We start from the raw sequence: 19,882 nt of genomic DNA on the forward strand, positions 1-19,882 counted from the left end.
GACGCAACCAATCGCGGCATAGGCCGCGCCCGGACGGCCATCAGGCCGCCGGATCGAGGGATCCACGCCGCAATCACCAGAGAAAATGATCGTTGCGGGGCGAGCAATCGCTTGCACGGCGACTTTTTCAACGAAATCGGCGGTTTGCAGCCGACGCGGACGGGAAGGAATCGGCTCGAAGCGGCAGTACGGCATGAAGGTCCAGTCGGCGGCTTTCCCGCACTCAGCGGACGTTCCAATAGCGAAATGAACCAGTGCTCGTGCCCCTTTGAGACATTCTTCGCCCGCTGGGCCGGGGGATCACAATTGCTCAAAGCGGTCCTTCGGCGCGGCTCGTGTACCTGAGATTTCAGCCACAGCCGAAAAATGGGCGGGTCCAGGCCGGCTGGGCCAATCCACCTTTCACTTGATTCTCCCGATGGATTTTAGAGCTGGTCCCGCAAATTTGAACAGATCGATAAGCGGATTTTCCGCCTTCGACAAAGTCATCTCAACTGCGCCCCAATTGCCTCGCCTTCCCTTGCAGTCAGGCAAAAATCGAAAATGGCCAAATCCTGCGCCATATGCTCCGGCGAGGAGGTTCCTGTCAGGCAAGCCATGCCGCATTGCGTCAAATAACGGAAAAACACTTGGGCAGGGGTCCGGCCGTATTTTTCCGCTGTTACTGTCACAGCTGGCGCGGCGAGGATTTGTGGATTGGCGGTCAGGGTCCAGAAACTTTGATAAACAATGTTTTTGTTGCAGCAAAAAGCCCGGCGCGCCGGGTCATAATGCGTCTTAGCGAAAACGCGGTTTTGCAGCGCCGCCGGTTTTTTTCGGGCGGCGCGCCACAGGCGCTCGAACCTTTCCGGCTCGTAGCAATTGCTGATGCCCAATTGGCGGACAAGGCCCTGGTCGAAAAGGCGCTCCATGGCGCCCCAGGCCTCGAGCGTGTCGCTGTCCTCGGGATAGGGCGAGTGCAGGACGAGGCTGTCGAGGGTGTCCACGCCAAGATTGCGCAGCGAGACCGCAAAAGATTGCTGGACCTGTTGAACTATGCTGGCGCTGGGATCATAGGGGACGTTGTCAGGGTCTTGCCCTCGCAAGGGCGAGAATTTGGTTTGCAGAAAAATGTCCGAACGCAACACTCCTTCGCGGGCGACCACGGCCAGCGCCTCGCCAACGCCGGGCTCGTGATAATGTTTGGGCTGGCAGGCGGTGTCTATGCCGCGAAAGCCTGCGCGCAACGCCTGGGCGACCAGTTCCGCCGTACGCTCCTTTTTCCACGCCGTGCCGTAAATCAACCGGGGCACGGCGACGCCGGCGGCGGTGAGGATATGGCGCTCATCCGCGACAGCTCTTGTCATATAAAGTCCTCTCAGGCCGGTCCGGCGAAAACCGTAAGCACGCCGGTATAGCCGTAAAGATGATGACGGGCGATTTCGCCGCCAGCGAAAAAGCCGATCAGCGGAATATCGCCCAAAGCCTCGCGCACCATTTTAAATTCGGCGTGACGGGCGCCGAAATGCGGCCCGCCGCGCCCTGAACAGCTGATGTAAAGCGCGCCCCGCATGGGGCCCGCGGCCTCCGCCTGGGCGCGGACCTCACCGACGATGCGAAGCAGGTCCTCTTGCGCGGCGACCGCATTGCGCTGGCAAAATGCGAGCCTCATGCCGTTTTCCAGTGTCTCCGCGATCGCCAGTACGCCGGCCTTGCGCCCGACGCCGACGATATGGCGGACTTCCGTATTGGCGCCGAATTGACCGGGCTTTGCCGAGGCGTCCTCGTTGGTCGCCACCAACCCCACCAGTGTCGCGGCCAAGGCGCTGTTCATCTCCGGGTCGGACAAATCAGAATCGAGACCAAGGTCTTCGAGCACGCAATCCATCGCCCTGGCGCCATCGAGGGTCACCAGCAAATTGCCCTCCGCGCGGGTGATGGCGCGTTGCGGCCCGATGGGCAGGCACCCTTGCGTGACCCGCGAGACAATCGTCACCTCCGAGCTGAAGGCGACTCCGGACAGCCCCTCGGCCCGCACGTCATCGGCAAGGCAAAGCGCCTGGCTCCGCGACGATGACAAGCCGCCGAACAAATAGCCCGACGCAGTTCGCTCGCTCAGCGCCTTCAATTGCGCGGTGACATCGGTGGCGCCAATGGCGTGGACAAGCGCGGCGAAAGGCTCGAAACCAGACCAAGATTCGAGAGTCTCAACTGCGGAAAAAAGCTTGAACGAATCTGGCGGCAATTCCGCCAACATCAGCACCATCGCCGGTTCATCGAAATATTCAACCGCGCCTGCGCCCACGCCTACCCCGACTGCGCCGACCCAGTGCAAGCCGGGCATCGCGTCGCGCAGCGCGGCCAAAATGCTCCCAGCAGCGCTGGCATAATAATCGCTCAGATAACACCAGCCAAGATTGGGATTTTGCCCCTGTTGCAATTGCTGATCAACCTGTTCCCGGCAGGAGGCAAAAGCAATTTTCCAGTCGGCGTGGCCGGCATGGGCAGAGATGAAAGCGCTCATGGTCAGGCTCCGGAAAAAGGCTACGCGTCATCAGCAATCAAGCGTTATGAGCAATGGCCGTGCCAGTTCCGCGCTGCGGCTGCTCGAATTACGGGGACGGGATGCTATAGTCCGGTACGAGGAAGTCTAGATTCATTCGGCCATGATTGTGAGCCTGAAGGTCGTTTATGACGACCTGAATTCGAGACCGAACTGTGCCGATTCTATAGGGCTGCTGTTCCCGGCGGGTGGGCAATGACCGCTTCGAGCGTCATCGGCTTCGGCAATGTCCGCTTATGGCGCTCCATTCCGTTGCGGCTTTGACTGCTGATTGTTTGGAAACTCGTCCTTCGATCAAAGCCTGCTATCCGCCGCCCCTCAGCCCCTTTATCGGTTCGTTCCGACTTTGCTGGTCGCGGTGGACGGGCAGAGGACGAGGCAACAAAAAAATTCGGCGCGTCGGGATGAACGTCGGGAGTCGGATCCTTCGCCCAACTTCACCGGTATGAATGACCACCTATCCGGTGACATCAATCGTGAGCGGGCAAGAGCGCTGCCAAAAGTCCTGAGACCAAGCGACGATTTGCTTCTGTCAACGCTTGCGATGTAAAGCCGCGAGCGATTCGAGCATCGCCTTTCGATCCGCAGAATCGCCATATCCCCGCACCAGAGATTCGGCCGCCGCAAGCTCGGCGTCGGCGTCGCAGCCATGTGCGGCGACCCATTGCAGTGCGTTCAGAGGCTGGCCGACCCCCAGTCGCTCGAGCAACTCCCAATAGGGAAGCGGATTGTCGACCGTAGGACGATAGGCCTGCAAAATGTCTTCGTGAACGGCGGCGAGCGCAGCGGCGCACAAGGCCGGCGTTGGTTCGAGATCGAGATCGGGCAGGAAATGCATCAGCAGGAAGCGATCTGTTTTTGCGTAAGGGTCGTCCAGCCAGGCGATCGCGTCCGCGGTGCGGTGATCGAGTTTTCTGGCGCCCGCCAAGGCCTGGGTGGCGTTCGGGGCTTTACCGATTCCTCCCGGTCCTTCGGCGAAGTTCAGCCAGGCGTGCAAAGTCGCCTTCGGCGTCAGCATGGAAAATCTCGGGGGGTAATTGTAGAGGATGCGGCCAAATTCCTTGGGGTCGCGCAGTTTGGCGAGGTCGGCGAGTTGATAATCCTCGGCGCCATACGCTCTCGCCAGCGCTTCCCACGCCAGCGCTTCTTGATCGCAGGAGCAGGCGAAGCCGACCAACCAGTTCATGGCTTCGTGAGCAGCGCCGACTTCGTTCGCTATTTGCGAATAATTGAGTGTTTGCCCTTGTGCAGGTTTCAGCGTGGCGGCTCTGCGCGTCAACGAGGCCCGCGCCTTTTCGCACAGCGCCGGGGTCGGCTCGAGATCGAATTGGCTAAGTTGGCCAAGTGGGAATTCATCACGATCGAGCATCGTCTCGGCGTCGGCTTGGCGGCGCGGCAGGTTGCGGATGGTTTCGCGCGCCGCCTGACTGACGAGATACACGTCGCTGTCCAGAAAGGGCGTCCACTGCCACAGTGGCGCGTCGGCGGACATGGCGGCGAACTTATTCTGCCAATCGTCCATGCGCGCCGCCTCGCGCTGGTTCGCCCCGTCGCGAATGGCGGAAAGCGGCCATGTGGCAAGGCAAAGCAGACCGACGCAGCCCCAGACGAGAATACCCATGACGTGCGCCGGGACGGCCGCGCGCAAGGGCGCGATCAAGGCCCATAAGCAATAAAACACAATCAATGGCGGAGCGAGGGCCGGGATCGCCAGCGGCCACAGGCCCGGCGGTATGTGTGAATGGGCCAGCAGTGAAAAAGCCGCCCAGATCGCGCCGAACGTCGCGGGGAGGAAAAAGAGCGCCGCTATCCGCCCCGACCTAGGCATATCGCCGCCGATCGCCGCTACGAAAGCGAGCGCGGTGAGCAGCGCGTATAGCAGAAAGATCGCGAGCGCCGTGAAGCCTTCGGCCATGGCGTTGCCGGCGGCGTCGCTGCCTCCGAGGTCGGAGAGCGCGCCCGCGATAAAAAGCGTGAAGAACAGCGAGGCCGCGGCGAGCAAAGCGCCGAAGAGGACAGCGGCGCCGGAAACCGGTTCGGTCTTTGACATAGGCTTGTCCTCGCGACCGTTACCCGACATTTGTCGACGCCTCATTGCCGGAAAGTTCAATCTGCCGCATTTCGGCAAATCCGACCAGCACCGCTCACTGGCATGGGCGGTCGATGGGTGCAGGGCGAGCGGGCGTCGGCGCACTGACTTGCAGATCCAGTCGTGGGTGCGAAGCGGGCTTCCGCCAGGGCGAAGCACGCTGCTTGTTCCTTGCATCGCGCTTGACTGTCTTCATGCGCTGTTTTGTCGACCGGGCCCCACCGATCCCAAAAAGGGCATCGACCGCGAAAATGGGGAGAGTCGCGCGATGGTCGAAAAAATTCTGTTCCTCTCTGGCGCCTTCGTTGTTGCGCTCGCCGCAGTCGCGCCGGTTGCGCGCGCGGGCATCGCAAATTGACCCATAGCGGCCTGCCGCCAACTTTGCCTGTGATCTCGATGGCCGGTTCGAAGCGGTCGTTGCTCAGCGCTAAAATCCTCATGTTCCCAAGTCTAACTTCGATATCGCCGAAGCCTTTTGTCAGGCGCTGGTTTGAACGCTATGGCGACGCCATTGTTGCTGCGGCAAAAAAGCCGATCGACCAAATACCGACGCCGAAGGCGTTGCCGAGATGCCGGCTGCGTCCGTTGCAAAGAACCGCTATCCGCGTTCGCTCGCTTGTCGAGAATTGAATCAAACACTGTTGCCCGGCGTCAAGGAAAGCGGCAGCAGGCCATTTGGCTCGCATCACCGGCGCGAAGGTTGATAGAACTTAAATGTCGGAACGCTCGTGCAATCACGACGAGAGGGCGCCGGCCCTTTGGGCCTGGGTCTGGCCACCGTAGCCCCAGGCGTTTCCGGGGACCTCGTCGACGACGACATAGGTGGCGAGCGGCAGGTCTGGTCCCAGCGCGTCCTTCAGCAGGGCATGGGCGTCTGCGATGAAGCGCGCCTTTTCCTCTGCGCTATTGGTCCCCTCCGTGACCTTGACGTCCAGATGCGCCGCCACGGCGACGGCTTCGCCGCCTATGCTCCACGCCAATGACGGCGTCTGCTCTACCAGCACGGCGGTGAGTTCGCCCTTTTTTCTCATCACGCCGGCCATGAGCGACGTCACGGCGCGCTGAAGCTGGATGATGCGTTCGGGGGGCAGGGCCGGGCCCGCGATCTTGATGTTCACGAAGGGCATCGTGGTTTCCTCTCTCGTTAAGCGGGCAGGGCCGCCAGCCACGAGAAAACCCTACGCCTGATCGAGTGTTGTGATAATTTCAATGTTATGAAGCAATCATTCAGAAAAATGGAATAGTTTCCGATGTCTCTCGTGAACCTCGACATGGACGTGTTGCGCACATTTGTCGCCGGCGTCGATCTTGGAAGCTTCGCAAAGGCGGCGGAAAGGGTCGGCCGCTCGCCGTCAGCGATCAGCATGCAATTGCGCAAGCTGGAGGAGCAGGTCGGTCAGCCCTTGGTCCGCAAGGACGGGCGCAGTCTCGCTCTCACGGAAGCGGGCGAGTCCCTGCTTAGCTATGCGCGCCGCCTGCTTGATCTGAACGACGAGGCGCTGATGGCGGCGCGAAGCTCTGCTGTCTCCGGTTCGGTTCGCCTCGGGCTGCCGCCGGATTTTGCCGAAACCTGGCTTCCGGGCGTGTTGGCGCGCTTCGCGCGGGTGCACCCGGACGTCCATGTCGAAGCGCGTGTCGACCGGAACGCGACTCTGTTGGCAGGCCTCGCGACAGGCGCGCTGGATATCGCGCTGCTTTGGGGCGGATCCGAACAGGATAGGCGGGGCGAGAAGCTGGCCGACCTGCAAATGAGCTGGATCGGCCCCGCAAGCGGCTTTGTGCGCGATCCGGCTGCGGCGCTTCCCCTGGTCGCCTTCGACCTGCCCTGCGTCTTTCGCCAGGCGGGCGTCGCCGCCCTCGACGCCGTTGGAGTCTCATGGCGCGTCGCCTTCAGCAGTCCCGGCCTGTCGGGGCTTTGGGCCGCGGTTTCGGCCGGCTTGGGCGTGACGCCGCGCACGGCGCAGGGCCTTCCCGTCGGCGTAAAGCCGCTTGACGCTAAGGCTGCCGGACTCCCCGAATTGCCGCAGATTGGGCTGTTCCTGCGCATGGCCGATTCTCAACCGTCGCCGGCGGCGTCCTTGCTGAAAGTTATTTTGCGCGAGACGTTGAAGCTGAACCTCGGCGCGACTTCGGATGTCATGGCGCCCCAGAGCGCGCAAGCGATCTCGGCATGAGACCGCGACAACCGGACCGGCCACAGGTCGCCTTCCGAATTTCGGGAGGACATCTTCCGATATGGCCGGCTGTCTGAGCAGGATCCGGGCGGCTATGTTCGAGTTGTCGGCCTTTGCCGAGCACCCAGACCCCGCCCTCGAACCGCATGCCTTCAAAGACCCGTCTCAGAGAAAGAGAGAAATTCCGTAGCGCCAGGTAACAAGCCCGCAGGGCGCTGCGTAAGGTCGATGAAGGGCAAATCCTTTCACAAGCGGAGAAAAGCTGACGGCCGGAACGGCCGGCCAGAGGATTTCCTTCGCACCACTTCAGGAGCATATCGCCATGAACGCCAAGATTAACCGCACCGCCGCTTTCGCTTTCCTCGCGCTTTTCGCTTTCGCCGGCGCCGCCGCCGCTCAGGACAAGCCGTCGACCGACAGCATGAAAGCCGACGCCATGCACGGCGACGCCATGAAGAGCGACGCCATGAAGGGTGACGCGATGAAGAGCGACGCGATGAAGAGCGACGCTATGAAGGGCGATGCGATGAAAGGTGACGCCATGAAGGGCGACGCCATGAAGCCTGGCAAGTAAACTGTAAATCTGGCCCGCTCCGCGTCGTTCCGGAGCGGGCGTTCCAAGGCAAACAGGGCAGGACATGAGATGACGATCCTTCCAGCGGCGGATCTGAGCGCGCCGGCGTCTACGGGGCGCAGGCTGGTTCATCGCCATGCGCTTGCGACCCGCATCACCCACTGGATCAACGCGCTTTGCGTGACGGTCCTGCTGATGAGCGGCCTGCAAATTTTCCTGGCGCATCCCGCGCTTTATTGGGGCCAGTCCGGCGCGGATTCCGATCGGCCGGCCTTCGAAATCGGCGCAGAAACGATCGGCGACGGCGGTCAGCGAGGCTTCGTCCGGCTGGGATCGGCGACCCTCGACACGACCGGCGCTCTGGGCCTTGTCCCCAATGCCGATGGCGATCTGACCGTGCGGGCCTTTCCGCGCTGGGCGACGATCCCCGGCTGGCGGAGCCTTACGCTGGGACGCCGCTGGCATTTCTTCTTTGCCTGGCTTTTCGTCGCCAATCTGGCGGCCTATTATTTGTTCGGGCTGATTAACGGCCATCTGCGGCGCGATCTCGCGCCGACCCGCGAACAGCTGCGGCCGCGCGCAATTCTCGCTGACATTGTCGATCACCTGCGGCTGAAATTTCCCAAGGGCGAGGCGGCGCGCCGTTACAATCCCTTACAGAAACTGGCCTATGTCGGCGTCGTGGCAGGGCTGCTGCCCGTCATGATCCTGACCGGGCTCACCATGTCGCCGGGCATGGACGCCCTTTTGCCCTGGCTGGTCGATCTGTTCGGCGGCCGGCAATCCGCCCGGACCATCCATTTCATCGCCGCCACGCTGCTGCTTCTGTTCGTGCTCGTCCATCTGGCCATGGTGCTGCTCGCCGGGCCAATCAACGGGGTGCGGGCGATGATCACTGGCAAGCTTGCGATTTCAGAGGACGACGACCATGAGCCGCATTCTGCTCCCCAACCCTAAACTCATCGGACGGCGCAAATTTCTTGGCCTCAGCGCAGCAGGCCTTGGCGCCACGCTGCTCGGGGGCTGCGACCGCCTCTCCGAGGCCCCGAAATTCCAGGAGTTTCTGGATTCGGCGGAGGGGCTGACCTATCGCATGCAGCGCCTGTTCGGCGGCGGACGAACGCTGGCGCGCGAATTCACCGCCGCCAATCTTTCGCCCGACTTCAAGATCAATGGCACACACGCGCCCGACACGCCCGAATATGCGGCTTTGCAGGAGACGGATTTCGCCAATTGGCGGCTGCGCGTCGATGGGCTCGTGGTCAGACCGCTCGACCTCTCGCTCGCCGATTTGCGCGCCATGCCGCAGCGGACCCAGATCACCCGTCACGATTGCGTCGAGGGCTGGAGCGCCATCGGCAAATGGCAGGGCGCGACGCTCTCCGACATCCTGAAGCGCGCAGGGCTCCAGCCGGCGGCGCGCTTTGCCGTGTTCCATTGCGCCGATTTCTACGAACGCGCCTCCGATGGCACGGGCCAATATTATGAAAGCATCGACCTGATCGACGCCTTCCATCCGCAAACCATTCTGGCCCATCGCCTCAATGACGAGGCGCTCTCGGTGGGGCATGGCGCGCCGCTGCGGCTGCGGGTCGAACGCCAGCTCGGCTACAAACAGGCCAAATATGTGATGCGCATCGAATTGACTGACCGGCTCGACCAGCTCGGGCGCGGCAAGGGCGGCTTCTGGCCCGATCGCGGCTACGAGTGGTATGCCGGAATTTGAGCGGCGCGCGTTCCCGCTCTTCAGCCGGCGTAGTCGACGCCGAGCGAATGAAAAACACTCAGCGCCTTCGTCCGGTCGGCCATCGTCGTTCGAAAATGCGGCCGCTCCGCCATAAAGGCGAGATAGTCGGCTGCGCCCGACAGATGTTCATCCAGCATGTCGGCGCCGTAGATTTTCAGCGTCGCCTGGCGGACATAGTCGAGATGAAAAAACGCCGCGCAATCCGCGGCGGTGAATTCGGCGCCGCAAATATAGGGAGAAAATCGCGCCAGCCGGGACAATGCGTTCAGTCCCGCGGCGAGTTTTTCCCGGACGTCGTTCCGGGTCTCCTCCGAGACGACGCCGCCAAAGAAGGCCTGCCGGTAAAGGCGGCGCGCGACCCATTCGACATTGAGTTCGAGATGCTGGATCAGCTCCCGGCATTTTGCGCGCGCGAACAGCGTCTTGGGTAGCAAGGGCCGTTCCGGATGGCGATCCTCAAGATATTCGAGGATGACCTGCGATTCCGAGAGGGCGCCTTGTTCGGTCTCAATAAAGGGAATTCGCCCCAGCGGAGATGATTGCAGAAAGCTGTCGCGCTCCCACGGGTAAGTCGTCTTTTCCTGGAACGGGATGTTCTTTTCAAGCAGGCACAGCTTGAGCTTGTTGTAATAATTGCTGACGCCAAAGCCGCGAAGAATAATCATTTTAAAACGCCTCGGTTCGTGAATGGAACCATTAGGCAGGCGAATGGTGACGATTGATATTCATTTCGTCGAGAAAGGCTGAAATCGAATGATCGGCGGCTGGCCAAGGCCGCCGGGTCCGTGGCCAAATGGCGTCTGGCCCGCCGTAGAGCGCCTTTTTCAATCCGGTTTGGCCGCCGAGGCCCGTAACGCCGCGACTTCGGCTTCAAGCGCGCGAATGCGATCGTCACGTTCGGCCAGCGCGGCGGCGATGTCGGAGGCGCCTATTCTGACGGGAATATGCTGGGGGCAATTGGCGTCCCAGGCGGTGACCGTGAACAGGATCACCTGGGACGGCTTGGCCCGATAGCCCTGCGGCATCAGTTTTGCCGTCAGGACTTCGTCGCCTTCGACAACGCGCGCCTTGCCCCAGATCTTGATGCGCCTGCGCGTCGCGTAATCGATCAGGAACAATTGCGCGCGGTCATTCTCGGCAAGATTGCCCAGCGTGATATATTGCCGATTGCCGACAAAATCGACGAAGCCGAGCGTCGCTTCGTCGAGTACGCGCAGGAAGCCTGGTGGACCGCCTCGGTGCTGGACATAGGGTTGGCCATCGCGGCTGGCGGTCGCGAGGAAGAGGCTGGTCTGCTCCGCGATGAATTCGGCGAGTTCGGGCGTGACGCGGGTCGGCCAGCCGCCGCGTTCCTCGACTGCGGCATAGACCGAGCGCGAACCCTTGCGCTCTTGCGCCGCCTTGACCATGGGCGTGAAGGCGATGTCGCTGGAAGGGGATTTTCCGGCCTGATCCATGGCGGCGCCTTCAGAGTCCGAGATCGCTGAGCGAGGGGTGGTCGTCGGGCCGGCGGCCAAGCGGCCAGTGGAACAGGCGATTCTTTTCCGCCAAGGGGGCGTCATTGATGCTGGCGATGCGCAGGCGCATCAGGCCATGTTCGTCAAATTCCCAGTTCTCGTTGCCATAGGCGCGAAACCAGGCCCCATCCGCATCGCGCCATTCATAGGCGAAACGCACCGCGATCCGGTTCTCGCGAAAGGCCCAGATTTCCTTGATCAGGCGATAGTCCTGCTCCTTCCGCCATTTGCGCGTCAGGAAGGCTTCGATCGCCTCGCGCCCCTGCAAGAATTCGGCGCGGTTCCGCCAGCGGCTATCCACCGTATAGGCCAAGGCGACACGCGCGGGATCCCGCGAATTCCAGGCGTCCTCGGCCAGGCGCGCCTTCAGGACGGCGGAGTCGAAATCAAAAGGGGGAAGCGGTGGGCGGCTCATGGCGAAATCCTCGTCTTAGGGGGCGGTCGAACGACAACCGCGCAGCCGTTCAGGCCGCGCGATCGCCAAGGCGTGTCACGGGGATCAGAATCCGCCGATCCTGCGCCAGTTCACCGAAGTCGAGCTGTTCTCGCCCGGTTCAAAGGGGCCAAGCAGGCCGCGCTCGGCAGGCGCGGGCGCGGCCGCCATACGGGCGACGAACTGGCGCTGGGACTCTGACGCCGACCGGTTGACGCGCCCGGCGGAGGCCGAGGCGAAAGGCGCGACGACAGCCAGCGCGATGAAGGCGATGCGAAGAATTTTCATGACAATGCTCCAGATGGTTGGGAATGGGCCGCGCGTCTCGGTCAGGCCGCCTTGCCGACGGTGACCACGGGGAAATCAATGTCGGTCGCGGCGACCGAATTGACGTAATTGGTCCAGGTGTTGAGGGCGACATGGAGGACGATTTCGATCACCTGCGCGTCGTCGTAACCGGCGAGCCTGACTGCCCTCAGGGCGTCTTCGCTGACATGGCCGCGCTCACGGACGACTTTCGCCGCGAAGGCCACGGCGGCGTCGGCTTTCGGGTCGTTCGAATGGCCAAGACGATTGGCGGCGATCTCGGAGTCGTCGAGCTTCGCGAGATTCTTGGCCAGATAGGCGTGCGCCGAGAGGCAATAATCGCAGCCATTGGCCTCGGCCACGGCGAGGGCGATGCGTTCGCGCGTCTGGGCGGGCAGGGCGCCCTTGGCCAACGCGCCGGAAAGGCCGAGATAGCCTTCGAGCGCGGCGGGGCTGAGCGACACGAGACGGAACAGGTTTGGCGAGACGCCAAGCTGCTTTTTCACGGCTTCGAGCAGCGGCTGGGAGGCGGCGGGGGCGTCGGCGATGGTCGCGGGAATGGGAAAGCGGGACATGGGCAAAGCTCCTGATGTGAAGGGCGTGTCGTTCGGTCCGGGAGGCCGATGACCAGAAGCTAGCCCCTTCCATATCTCTCAAATAGATGGCAGTATCGGAAGGTATCCTCTCGAAATTCGGAAGCATCATGGATCGCCTCGAAGCCATGTCGATCCTGTTGACGGTCGTCGAGACCGGCAGTCTTTCGGCCGCCGGGCGGCGGCTCAACGTTCCGCTGGCGACGGTCAGCCGCAAGGTTTCGGAGCTGGAGGCGCATCTGGGGACGCGGCTGTTCAACCGCTCCAGCCGCCAGTTCACGCCTACCGACGCCGGTCTCGCCTATATCGCGTCCTGCCGCCGCATTCTCGACGACGTCGAGGAGGCGGAACGCATCGCCTCCGGCGAATTCCGCACGCCCAAGGGCGATCTGATCGTCACGGCGCCGATTGTGTTCGGACGCCTGCACCTGTTGCCAGTGGCGATCGATTTTCTGCGGATCTATCCCGAAATCGACATTCGGATCGTCTTCGGCGACCAGATGGTCGATCTTCTCGAAGATCACGTCGATCTCGCCCTGCGCATCGGCGCGCTGCCCGACAGCGCGCTATTCGCCATCCGTCTCGGGACAATTCGCCACGTTGTCTGCGCCAGTCCGGCCTATCTCGCCGAACATGGCGTTCCGCGCGACCTCGCGGAACTCGAAAGCCACGCCTGCGTCGCATTCCAGACCTTGAGCGTCGGGGGGCAATGGAAGTTCAACGCGGTCACGATCACGCCTCGCGCCCGGCTCGTCGTCAACACGGCGGAAGCCGCGATCGCCGCCGCCATCGCGGGCGTCGGCGTCACGCGCGTGCTGAGCTATCAGGTCGAAGACGCCGTTCGATCCGGCGCGCTCGCCGTCGTGCTCGATCAGTTCGAGCCGCCGCCTTTGCCGGTCAGTCTTGTTCATTCCGGCGAAAGGCTGTTGCCGCTTAAATTGCGGGCGTTTCTCGATTTCGCCACGCCGAGGCTGAAGGCGCGCGTCAGTCAGGCGGCGCTTCGGCCCGCGTCGGACGAAAGCGCGAAGGCGCCATGAAGGGCTGCAGGTTTGATGATCGCGGTGTGAACCTAACCGACACGGTAGTAGGAAGCTTCTCGGCGCGTTCGCGCCGCGTCCAGGAGAGCGTCGAGCGGACGACGGAGACGGTCCCGGATTTCAATTGCCTCGATCAGGCCCTTCGTCCCGATGGCGTCCCGGGGAACCGGGATATCGACACAGGCGGGTTCGACAATTTCAGCTCCGGTGCGACCAAGAACAATCCGGAGCGCATGGTAAGTGTCGTGCGCGCCGCCGTGCGCAGACGGATTGATCCATCCGACGGGCAAGCCGTAAAGCCCGCCGCCCCCGACCGTCCAGTCCAGCAGGTTCTTGAAGCTTCCCGGCATTGAACCCGCGTATTCAGGCGTCGAAAATAGAACGGCGTCTGCGGAAGCAAGTCGATCGCGGAGGTCGGCGACCGGTTCAGGCAGCGGCGCGCAGTCGTGGTCTGGATTGAAGTGCGGCAGGTCGGCGAGGCGGCGATAAATGCATGCTTGCGCGCCTGCCGGAACCATATCTGCGACCGTCGCTAGCACCGCGCCGTTCACAGAATGTGACCTTAGACTCCCCCCGATCAACATGAGCCGGAGCGCCGGATTCTGGGACATAAAACGTCTCTGCGTTTCGAGATGAGGCTGAACACGATGAAAAGCGGCGCGATCTACTTCAAGCTCTAAGCCAAGCGCCGATGAATTAGACCACGCAATCAACAGGGATCAAGAAGCCGAGCATGAGGACTGTAAACATGCACATGCTTCTATCTTTTCATTGTTCGACGGTCTTTCTTTCCAAAGATTTGGCCAGATTGCGCGCCGCCGTCGCATTCGAATCCGCCGGATCGGCGGTCGGATAGAGTTCGCTCAACGGCCGGGAGACCCCGTCAGGACCGACGACGCGCACATGGAAACGCTTGAGCCGCCGCGGATGGGGCACCCCGCAGCTATGCGCGATCACCTCGACATCATGCTGTATGTTGCGACAATAATTCGCCACGCGCACGGCCTTGTCCGTGGGGTCGAGGCCTTTCTGCAATCTTTTGTCATGTGTGGTGATGCCCGTCGGACAGGTGTTCTTGTTGCATTTGAGGGACTGGATACAACCGAGCGCGAACATGAAGCCGCGCGCCGAATTCACGAAAGTGGCGCCTGCGCAGAGCGCCCACGCCACGTCCGCGGGCGTGATCAGTTTGCCGGAGGCGATGACGGGAATTCGTTCGGCGAGATCGTGCTTCTTGATGATGTCGCGCACCAGCGGCAAGGATTCGCGGATGGAGAGGCCGACATTGTCCATCAGCGCCATCGGGGCGGCGCCGGTGCCACCGTCGCCTGAGTCCAGTGTGAAAAAGTCCGGGCCGACGCCCCGCGCGTGGATTCGGATCATCAGGTCGTCGAGCCATCCATAAGCGCCGACGACGGCTTTGACGCCAACCGGCTTGAGGGTGATTTTTTTGACCTGCTCGATGAAGTCCAGCAATTGCTCATTATTGTTGATTTCGGGGTGGCGATTGGGGCTGATCGAATCCTCGCCGACAGGGATGCCTCGGATCGCCGCAATTTCCGGCGTGACCTTGACGCCCGGCAGAATGCCGCCCTTGCCCGGCTTGGCGCCCTGCGAAAGCTTGATTTCGAACATTTTGACTTGAGGAATCGCCGCGACTTGCCGCAACTTTTCCTCGTTCAGCGTCCCGTCCGGGTTGCGAACGCCATATTTGGCCGTGCCGATCTGGAAGACAATGTCCGCCCCTCCGGCGAGATGATGAGGAGAAAGGCCGCCCTCGCCGGTGTTCAGCCAGCAGCCGGCCATTTTGGCGCCCTTGGAGAGGGCAAGCACCGCCGGCGCCGACAAGGCGCCAAAACTCATGCCGGAAATGTTAAAAAACGATTGGGCCTCATATGGGTTTGGCGAATCCGGCCCGATAATGAAACGCGGCGTCGGCTCGATATCCTTTTCGAGCGTTGGATACGGGCAGTTCACAAAAATGGGCGTGCCAGCCTCCTTGATAAATTTGGTCGAGCCGAACGCGACGGTGGAATCGTGGTTCTTCGAGGCTCTTTCGATCCAGCCGCGTTCCGCGCGGTTGAAAGGAAGCTCCTCGCGGTCCATCGCGAAAAAATACTGCCGGAAGAATTCGCCCAAATCGCTGAAAACGTAGCGCATGTGCCCGATGAGCGGGTAGTTCCGCAAAATCGCGTCTCTCCTTTGCGTCCGGTCAAGCAAAAAGATGCCCAGGGCGATCAGCACACAGCAGAAAAAGGCGAGCACAAACAGCGTCGACAGGAAATCGAGCGTTTTCATCACCGACGACGCGATAAGTGTCATGGCCGACAACCTTCCTCGTTCAAGCTCGGGGCGACAATTCGTTCGCTTCGCAGCATCCGTCCGAGCGCGGCAACTGCATGCAATTCAGCCTGCGACGTGGCGCTAACCCCGTCTCGCACCATGGTTGTTCGTCCGCATGATCGAAGATGTTACAAACGAAGGGTGGGCCGCACGCCCTAAGTCGCAGGTAAACCGAGAACGCGGCGGATCAGGGCGTCGAGGGAGAGCCGCCCGGCGCCTCCGGCGATGATGGCGAGCGCCATCGCTGCCCAGGTCAGATGGATCGGCCAGCCGTCTGGCACGGTCAATTCGACAATGAGCGTCATGAACAGGAGGCCAAGCCCGGCGAAGCGCGTCGCCAGCCCCAGGACGAGCAGGACAGCAAAGGTGACCTCCCCGCAGCCGGAGAGGAACGCCATCACGTTCGGCGCCGGGAACGGGTAAGGGCCGCCCGGAAGATGAATCATGAATTCATCGGTAAACAGGCTTACGGCGGTGTCGCTGAGCTTCAGGAAGCCGTCCCACTTGAGGATGCCGGACTGCCAGAAGGGGAAAGCCAGCGCGAAACGCAGGGCAAGTTGAACCAGCGATTTCGGCGCCACGGCGCTGACGATGCGTTCGGATCTGTCCAGCAGATGGGCGACGGACGAGCGAATACTCCTCACGGATTCCATTTGCGTAATGCTGGTCATGTGTTCTCTCCACAAGTCGCCGACGTGCATGCGCCGGATTCGATGAGGGTCATCAGGGCCATCCCAATGTCGAAATCAGAATGCGCCCCAATCGCGGCCTCCGTCGCCTTCCCGAGTTCCTGGCCGGCCATCAGCGCCGACAGGAACTCGAACTGTCCGGGCGCCAGCCGGCGCACCACCACTTCAGAGTCCGGCCGTGTAATGAGCGCGTCCTCGGCCTCGCTCGCGTCGATCTCTTCGATCGGCCCATCCGTCCGGTTGGCCGCGAAAATCGTGACGGCCGCATAGGACGAGCGTAGAAGGCGGGTCGTCGGGTGGGGCGAGAAGACCAGAACCGGCAGGCGTTCGGAAGGCGCGCGGGCCAGATCCGAAGCGCCGAGCGGCGCCGTGTCAGCGGCGTGATAGGCGTCGAGCCAGGCGCGCTCGACGCGCGCCACATCCGCAAGCCACGGCATGGCGCCTGCGTAAGGGTAATGCGCGATGAAGGCGGGAAAGTCCCGACCATATTCGAAAAGCAGCGGCGAACTCGGGGGCGTCTCCCGGACGTGAAAGCGCGCCATCGCGCGGAAAAACTCGCCCCCTGTGATCCGCTGCACGGCCGGGTAGACCGCGGCGAGCGCATCGATCAGGCTCACCGTGACGTTATTGCGGTAGACGGCGAAGCGCTTCGCCGCCGCCTTGCCTGCCGGTCCACAGATCAGCGTGGGCGCCTCACGGCCGGGTTTGAGCAAGGTCGCGGAAAAGGCGGCCGCATAGTCTCCGCCCGCCGGCGGGGTTCGGAAAAGGTCAGGCTGCATGGCTGCGCCTCGCGTCAAGGCCGGCGCGATCGAGAATGGATTGCGCGGCGGCCGCTTCCGCCTGCAGGCGCGACCATTCGGGAATCTCGCCGTCCCATTCGATCAGTGTCGGGATGGCCGGCGCCCGCACGACGACGCTTTCAAACAGCGCCCACACCGCGTCGGCGACTGGCCGGTCATGGCTGTCGATCAGGAGCGGGCCATCTTCGTCGTCCGTCTGTTCCGCGTGCCCGGCGAGATGGATTTCGCCGACCGCCTCGAGCGGAAAATCGGCGAGATATTGGGCCGCCGAGAACCCGTGGTTGGTCGCCGAGACGTAGACATTATTGACGTCGAGCAGGAGGCCGCAGCCGGCGCGCCGCACGACGGCGCGGATGAAATCGGTCTCGCTCATGCTCGACTCCCTGTAGAGCACATAGGTCGATGGATTCTCGAGCAGCAGCGGACGGCCGATCGCCTCCTGCGCCTCGTCGAGGTGATCGCAGACGGTCGCGAGTGTCGCCTCGGTGTAAGGCAGAGGCAGGAGATCGTTGAAAAAGGTGTTGCCGTGCGTCGACCAGGCAAGATGTTCGGACACGAGCGCCGGTTCGTAGCGTTGCACGAGCGCCCGGAAGCGCGCGAGATGCGCCCGGTCCAGAGGCTGGGGCGCGCCGATCGACATGCAGACGCCGTGAAGAGAAATGGAATGGTCGCGACGGATCGCTTCGAGCGCGCGATGCGGCGGGCCGCCCGCGCCCATGTAGTTCTCGGCGTGAACCTCGAAGAAGCCGCGAGGCTTGGGGCCTGCAAGGATGGCCTGCAGGTGCTGGGGCTTGCAGCTTGTGCCGGCAAGGCCCGCGACGGAGGGCGCCGGAAAGCGGGGCGCCGAGGATGTTCTATCGGCGATTGCAGTCAGTTCTGTCGTCATCTCCGCCCCCATTTTCCGGCGTTTCAAGTCATGACCCCGGACCGGCTTACATCGCGGTCAGCGAGCCGTGCTTGCCGTCCGGCGTGGTGATCGAGGTGCAGGTGCCGCCCGCGACGAACTTCCACGAATTGCCCTGGAAATCCTTGGTCGAGGTCCCCTGGCAGGTCGTGCCGGGGCCGGCGGCGCAATCGTTCATGCCCTTGAGGGCGACGCCGAAGCACTTCTCTTTCTTGGCGGCTTTGGCGGCCTCGACCTCTGCGGAGGACAGAGGGCCGGCGGCGGCGATCGAGACGAGGGCGCTCGACAAGGCGCTGGCCAGAACAAACGAGGTGATCACGGTTTTTGCAGACATGAAACTTCTCCATTCGTGGTTTGCCCTGCAGGACTCTTCGTGCGCCTGCAGGGACGAGGAAGCATGACGTCGGCCTCTAAGTATCTGGGCGCGAGGGCCGACAGTTTCGCGGCGGCGACAGGTCGAGGTCTTGAACCCGCAGGGGGCAAGGCGTCCCGGCTCTGTTCCGCGTAAACAAGATGTCGCGTGGAGGGGGCGATGTGAAATATCGCTGCGCTATCGATATGATGCGCGGTCGCTATGATCCGAAACGCCACTCGCAGAATTTACTTCTGAAAGCATCCGGCGCGATCCCGCCATCCAGTCAGGGGCTCGACGATAGCGGACGTCTATCGAATTTGGAGGCAGACGGCATTTCAAACCCCGCGCCGCTTTCCACATACTGCCCCTGCAATTCGGAAGGAAAAAATATCGAGCCGAGCGTAACGTGCGAGCGAGATCGGCGAAGAACTCTATGACGTTGGAGATCGACGATGGCGACCGCTTCGGGCTACGGAGAACATGGACAATCCTTGAAATCTCGCCTGGGCCAGATTGTCCTGGTGTTCCAGGGCGGCGGCGCGCTCGGCGCCTATCAGGCCGGAGTCTATGAGGCGCTTCATGAAGCGGGCGTCGAGCCTGACTGGGTGATCGGCACGTCGATCGGCGCGATCAATGCGTCAGTGCTGGCCGGCAACGAGCCCGGCGCAAGGATGGACCGCCTGCGGACGTTCTGGCGGCGGGTCGAAAGGATGGAATATGCGCCGTTCCTGCCGGCCTGGGCGCCCGTCTCGAACTGGCTGGGAAATCTCGCCACCCTGTTTGGCGGACTGCCGAATTTCTTCACGCCAGAACCGAGGGCCTTCCTTCATCCTCGTTTCACATTGGGACCGGAAAGCGCCGGCTATTATTCAACCGCAGCGCTGAAAGAAACACTGACCGGCCTTGTCGACATCAACCTGCTGAACCGCAGCGCGCCGCGCATCACCGTCGGGGCGGCCAATGTGAAGACCGGAAATATGCATTATTTCGACAGCAGGAACTGTCGGGTCGACTTGAGACATATCATGGCCTCCGGCGCGCTTCCGCCGGCTTTTCCCGCAGTTCGCGTGGACGAGGACCTCTATTGGGACGGCGGCATCTTGTCGAACACGCCGATCGAGGCCGTGTTCGACGACAATCCGCGCCGCAACTCATTGGTTTTTTCCGTGCAGATGTGGCATCCGCGCGGGCCCGAGCCCAGCTCGATCTGGGACGTCGTCAGCCGGCAGAAGGACGTGCAATACGCCAGCCGCACCGAGGCGCAGGTCCTGCGCCAAAAGCAGATTCATCGCCTCCGTCATATCATCAGTGACCTGTCCAACCTCTTGCCCGATGACGTCAGGACTTCGCCTCGCGTGAAGGAAATGGCGGCCTATGGCTGCATGACCCACATGCATGTGGTGAGGTTATTGGCCCCGGAGGTCAATGGCGAAGACCATACCAAGGACATCGATTTCAGCGGCGCCGGCATTCGGGCGCGTTGGAGCGCGGGCCTCGCCGACACCCGCCAGGTTCTGGCCGAACGACCGTGGGAGCGCGATCACGATCCGCTCGAAGGTTTCATTCTGCACGAACACGTTTCGGATTCCTCGACCCGCACGAGCTGACGCCGCGCCGGCTGGGACTTTGCCGTGGCGTTGGCCATTATGGCCCGGGCTTCTTTCGCCCGCCGCCTGAAAATCGCGAGGAGGTAGAAAAATCGATCCACGCCGCGTATTCTGGGTCAGTCAGCTTTGCCGAGGACGGGGTTTGGACCGCGCCAAAATTTCCGGCCGGAGC

General features: G+C 62.3%; 24 protein-coding genes. 8 read left to right on the forward strand and 16 right to left on the reverse strand.

Annotated features, from left to right (window positions below; all coding sequences use genetic code 11):
• The 4 genes from QZ409_RS19855 to QZ409_RS19870 form a co-directional block, all read right to left on the reverse strand.
• Positions 1–195: hypothetical protein (locus QZ409_RS19855; protein ID WP_296714843.1), on the reverse strand; the 195-nt coding region annotated here is incomplete at its 3' end.
• 290 nt (positions 196–485) lie between these two features.
• Entirely contained in the window at positions 486–1,346 is an 861-nt protein-coding gene (locus QZ409_RS19860) for an aldo/keto reductase (protein ID WP_296714844.1), read from the reverse strand.
• Between the two features lie 11 nt (positions 1,347–1,357).
• The gene (locus QZ409_RS19865) at positions 1,358–2,503 is read right to left on the reverse strand and encodes an FIST N-terminal domain-containing protein (protein WP_296714845.1); all 1,146 of its coding nucleotides are present in this window, start codon (positions 2,501–2,503) and stop codon (positions 1,358–1,360) included.
• A 571-nt stretch (positions 2,504–3,074) separates the two neighbouring features.
• Complete coding sequence (locus QZ409_RS19870) at positions 3,075–4,592, reverse strand: hypothetical protein (protein ID WP_296714847.1); 1,518 nt, start codon at positions 4,590–4,592, stop codon at positions 3,075–3,077.
• Between the two features lie 4 nt (positions 4,593–4,596).
• On the opposite strand from QZ409_RS19870, the gene QZ409_RS19875 reads away from it, so the two are divergent.
• Both QZ409_RS19875 and QZ409_RS19880 read left to right on the forward strand, forming a co-directional pair.
• On the forward strand, positions 4,597–4,989 hold the full coding sequence (locus QZ409_RS19875) for a hypothetical protein (RefSeq protein ID WP_296714850.1): 393 nt from the start codon (positions 4,597–4,599) through the stop codon (positions 4,987–4,989).
• Positions 4,986–5,261 (forward strand): hypothetical protein, encoded by a 276-nt coding sequence (locus QZ409_RS19880; RefSeq protein WP_296714853.1) that lies wholly within the window; start codon positions 4,986–4,988, stop codon positions 5,259–5,261. Before QZ409_RS19875 ends, QZ409_RS19880 begins: the two co-directional genes overlap by 4 nt.
• Positions 5,262–5,365: 104 nt before the next feature.
• Here QZ409_RS19880 and QZ409_RS19885 read toward each other — a convergent pair whose 3' ends face one another.
• The gene (locus tag QZ409_RS19885; RefSeq protein ID WP_296714855.1) at positions 5,366–5,758 is read right to left on the reverse strand and encodes a tautomerase family protein; all 393 of its coding nucleotides are present in this window, start codon (positions 5,756–5,758) and stop codon (positions 5,366–5,368) included.
• Between the two features lie 123 nt (positions 5,759–5,881).
• On the opposite strand from QZ409_RS19885, the gene QZ409_RS19890 reads away from it, so the two are divergent.
• The 4 genes from QZ409_RS19890 (at position 5,882) to QZ409_RS19905 (ending at position 9,105) form a co-directional block, all read left to right on the forward strand.
• Complete coding sequence (locus QZ409_RS19890) at positions 5,882–6,805, forward strand: LysR substrate-binding domain-containing protein (protein ID WP_296714856.1); 924 nt, start codon at positions 5,882–5,884, stop codon at positions 6,803–6,805.
• A 322-nt stretch (positions 6,806–7,127) separates the two neighbouring features.
• Positions 7,128–7,379 (forward strand): pentapeptide MXKDX repeat protein, encoded by a 252-nt coding sequence (locus tag QZ409_RS19895; protein WP_296714859.1) that lies wholly within the window; start codon positions 7,128–7,130, stop codon positions 7,377–7,379.
• Positions 7,380–7,448: 69 nt separating this feature from the next.
• On the forward strand, positions 7,449–8,336 hold the full coding sequence (locus QZ409_RS19900; protein ID WP_296714860.1) for a cytochrome b/b6 domain-containing protein: 888 nt from the start codon (positions 7,449–7,451) through the stop codon (positions 8,334–8,336).
• Positions 8,308–9,105, forward strand: coding sequence for a molybdopterin-binding protein (locus QZ409_RS19905; protein ID WP_296714862.1), 798 nt, complete (start codon positions 8,308–8,310; stop codon positions 9,103–9,105). The genes QZ409_RS19900 and QZ409_RS19905 overlap by 29 nt, the downstream gene beginning before the upstream one ends.
• Positions 9,106–9,125: 20 nt before the next feature.
• Here the strand turns inward: QZ409_RS19905 and QZ409_RS19910 are convergent, their stop codons facing one another.
• The 5 genes from QZ409_RS19910 to QZ409_RS19930 all read right to left on the reverse strand — a co-directional run bounded on the left by QZ409_RS19910 (position 9,126) and on the right by QZ409_RS19930 (position 11,957).
• Entirely contained in the window at positions 9,126–9,791 is a 666-nt protein-coding gene (locus tag QZ409_RS19910) for a glutathione S-transferase (protein ID WP_296714863.1), read from the reverse strand.
• A 159-nt stretch (positions 9,792–9,950) separates the two neighbouring features.
• A complete protein-coding gene (locus tag QZ409_RS19915; RefSeq protein ID WP_296714866.1) occupies positions 9,951–10,583 on the reverse strand; it encodes a pyridoxamine 5'-phosphate oxidase family protein in 633 nt (210 codons plus the stop codon).
• Between the two features lie 10 nt (positions 10,584–10,593).
• Positions 10,594–11,058 carry a DUF1348 family protein gene (locus tag QZ409_RS19920; RefSeq protein ID WP_296714868.1) on the reverse strand — a complete coding sequence of 155 codons (465 nt, stop codon included), beginning with the start codon at positions 11,056–11,058 and terminating at the stop codon, positions 10,594–10,596.
• An 84-nt stretch (positions 11,059–11,142) separates the two neighbouring features.
• The gene (locus tag QZ409_RS19925) at positions 11,143–11,364 is read right to left on the reverse strand and encodes a hypothetical protein (RefSeq protein WP_296714870.1); all 222 of its coding nucleotides are present in this window, start codon (positions 11,362–11,364) and stop codon (positions 11,143–11,145) included.
• 41 nt (positions 11,365–11,405) lie between these two features.
• Positions 11,406–11,957, reverse strand: coding sequence for a carboxymuconolactone decarboxylase family protein (locus QZ409_RS19930; RefSeq protein ID WP_296714871.1), 552 nt, complete (start codon positions 11,955–11,957; stop codon positions 11,406–11,408).
• 128 nt (positions 11,958–12,085) lie between these two features.
• Here QZ409_RS19930 and QZ409_RS19935 point away from each other — a divergent pair, with 128 nt between their 5' ends.
• The gene (locus QZ409_RS19935; RefSeq protein WP_296714874.1) at positions 12,086–13,012 is read left to right on the forward strand and encodes a LysR family transcriptional regulator; all 927 of its coding nucleotides are present in this window, start codon (positions 12,086–12,088) and stop codon (positions 13,010–13,012) included.
• A 32-nt stretch (positions 13,013–13,044) separates the two neighbouring features.
• Here QZ409_RS19935 and QZ409_RS19940 read toward each other — a convergent pair whose 3' ends face one another.
• The 6 genes from QZ409_RS19940 to QZ409_RS19965 form a co-directional block, all read right to left on the reverse strand.
• Complete coding sequence (locus QZ409_RS19940; RefSeq protein ID WP_296714877.1) at positions 13,045–13,623, reverse strand: NADPH-dependent FMN reductase; 579 nt, start codon at positions 13,621–13,623, stop codon at positions 13,045–13,047.
• Positions 13,624–13,780: 157 nt separating this feature from the next.
• Positions 13,781–15,334, reverse strand: coding sequence for an FMN-binding glutamate synthase family protein (locus QZ409_RS19945; RefSeq protein ID WP_296714880.1), 1,554 nt, complete (start codon positions 15,332–15,334; stop codon positions 13,781–13,783).
• A gap of 176 nt (positions 15,335–15,510) precedes the next feature.
• Positions 15,511–16,026 (reverse strand): DoxX family protein, encoded by a 516-nt coding sequence (locus QZ409_RS19950; protein ID WP_296714882.1) that lies wholly within the window; start codon positions 16,024–16,026, stop codon positions 15,511–15,513.
• A complete protein-coding gene (locus tag QZ409_RS19955) occupies positions 16,023–16,823 on the reverse strand; it encodes a DNA-binding domain-containing protein (RefSeq protein WP_296714884.1) in 801 nt (266 codons plus the stop codon). The genes QZ409_RS19950 and QZ409_RS19955 overlap by 4 nt, the downstream gene beginning before the upstream one ends.
• Complete coding sequence (locus tag QZ409_RS19960) at positions 16,813–17,730, reverse strand: DUF692 domain-containing protein (RefSeq protein WP_296714888.1); 918 nt, start codon at positions 17,728–17,730, stop codon at positions 16,813–16,815. Before QZ409_RS19960 ends, QZ409_RS19955 begins: the two co-directional genes overlap by 11 nt.
• A gap of 46 nt (positions 17,731–17,776) precedes the next feature.
• Entirely contained in the window at positions 17,777–18,082 is a 306-nt protein-coding gene (locus tag QZ409_RS19965; RefSeq protein WP_296714890.1) for a DUF2282 domain-containing protein, read from the reverse strand.
• A 473-nt stretch (positions 18,083–18,555) separates the two neighbouring features.
• Between QZ409_RS19965 and QZ409_RS19970 the strand changes: the two genes are divergently transcribed.
• Positions 18,556–19,710, forward strand: coding sequence for a patatin-like phospholipase family protein (locus tag QZ409_RS19970; protein WP_296714893.1), 1,155 nt, complete (start codon positions 18,556–18,558; stop codon positions 19,708–19,710).
• Positions 19,711–19,882: the final 172 nt, after the last annotated feature.

Origin of the sequence: Rhodoblastus sp. (assembly GCF_019449565.1) — a bacterium.
Classification (GTDB): Bacteria; Pseudomonadota; Alphaproteobacteria; order Rhizobiales; family Beijerinckiaceae; genus Rhodoblastus.

What these genes read in the sequence shown, in the direction of transcription:
- QZ409_RS19860 (WP_296714844.1), bottom strand. Translation starts at nt 1,346, where the DNA reads ATGACAAGAGCTGTCGCGGATGAGCGCCATATCCTCACCGCCGCCGGC.
- QZ409_RS19865 (WP_296714845.1), bottom strand. Translation starts at nt 2,503, where the DNA reads ATGAGCGCTTTCATCTCTGCCCATGCCGGCCACGCCGACTGGAAAATT.
- QZ409_RS19870 (WP_296714847.1), bottom strand. Translation starts at nt 4,592, where the DNA reads ATGTCAAAGACCGAACCGGTTTCCGGCGCCGCTGTCCTCTTCGGCGCT.
- QZ409_RS19885 (WP_296714855.1), bottom strand. Translation starts at nt 5,758, where the DNA reads ATGCCCTTCGTGAACATCAAGATCGCGGGCCCGGCCCTGCCCCCCGAA.
- QZ409_RS19890 (WP_296714856.1), top strand. Translation starts at nt 5,882, where the DNA reads ATGTCTCTCGTGAACCTCGACATGGACGTGTTGCGCACATTTGTCGCC.
- QZ409_RS19895 (WP_296714859.1), top strand. Translation starts at nt 7,128, where the DNA reads ATGAACGCCAAGATTAACCGCACCGCCGCTTTCGCTTTCCTCGCGCTT.
- QZ409_RS19900 (WP_296714860.1), top strand. Translation starts at nt 7,449, where the DNA reads ATGACGATCCTTCCAGCGGCGGATCTGAGCGCGCCGGCGTCTACGGGG.
- QZ409_RS19905 (WP_296714862.1), top strand. Translation starts at nt 8,308, where the DNA reads ATGAGCCGCATTCTGCTCCCCAACCCTAAACTCATCGGACGGCGCAAA.
- QZ409_RS19910 (WP_296714863.1), bottom strand. Translation starts at nt 9,791, where the DNA reads ATGATTATTCTTCGCGGCTTTGGCGTCAGCAATTATTACAACAAGCTC.
- QZ409_RS19915 (WP_296714866.1), bottom strand. Translation starts at nt 10,583, where the DNA reads ATGGATCAGGCCGGAAAATCCCCTTCCAGCGACATCGCCTTCACGCCC.
- QZ409_RS19920 (WP_296714868.1), bottom strand. Translation starts at nt 11,058, where the DNA reads ATGAGCCGCCCACCGCTTCCCCCTTTTGATTTCGACTCCGCCGTCCTG.
- QZ409_RS19925 (WP_296714870.1), bottom strand. Translation starts at nt 11,364, where the DNA reads ATGAAAATTCTTCGCATCGCCTTCATCGCGCTGGCTGTCGTCGCGCCT.
- QZ409_RS19930 (WP_296714871.1), bottom strand. Translation starts at nt 11,957, where the DNA reads ATGTCCCGCTTTCCCATTCCCGCGACCATCGCCGACGCCCCCGCCGCC.
- QZ409_RS19935 (WP_296714874.1), top strand. Translation starts at nt 12,086, where the DNA reads ATGGATCGCCTCGAAGCCATGTCGATCCTGTTGACGGTCGTCGAGACC.
- QZ409_RS19940 (WP_296714877.1), bottom strand. Translation starts at nt 13,623, where the DNA reads ATGTCCCAGAATCCGGCGCTCCGGCTCATGTTGATCGGGGGGAGTCTA.
- QZ409_RS19945 (WP_296714880.1), bottom strand. Translation starts at nt 15,334, where the DNA reads ATGACACTTATCGCGTCGTCGGTGATGAAAACGCTCGATTTCCTGTCG.
- QZ409_RS19950 (WP_296714882.1), bottom strand. Translation starts at nt 16,026, where the DNA reads ATGACCAGCATTACGCAAATGGAATCCGTGAGGAGTATTCGCTCGTCC.
- QZ409_RS19955 (WP_296714884.1), bottom strand. Translation starts at nt 16,823, where the DNA reads ATGCAGCCTGACCTTTTCCGAACCCCGCCGGCGGGCGGAGACTATGCG.
- QZ409_RS19960 (WP_296714888.1), bottom strand. Translation starts at nt 17,730, where the DNA reads ATGACGACAGAACTGACTGCAATCGCCGATAGAACATCCTCGGCGCCC.
- QZ409_RS19965 (WP_296714890.1), bottom strand. Translation starts at nt 18,082, where the DNA reads ATGTCTGCAAAAACCGTGATCACCTCGTTTGTTCTGGCCAGCGCCTTG.
- QZ409_RS19970 (WP_296714893.1), top strand. Translation starts at nt 18,556, where the DNA reads ATGGCGACCGCTTCGGGCTACGGAGAACATGGACAATCCTTGAAATCT.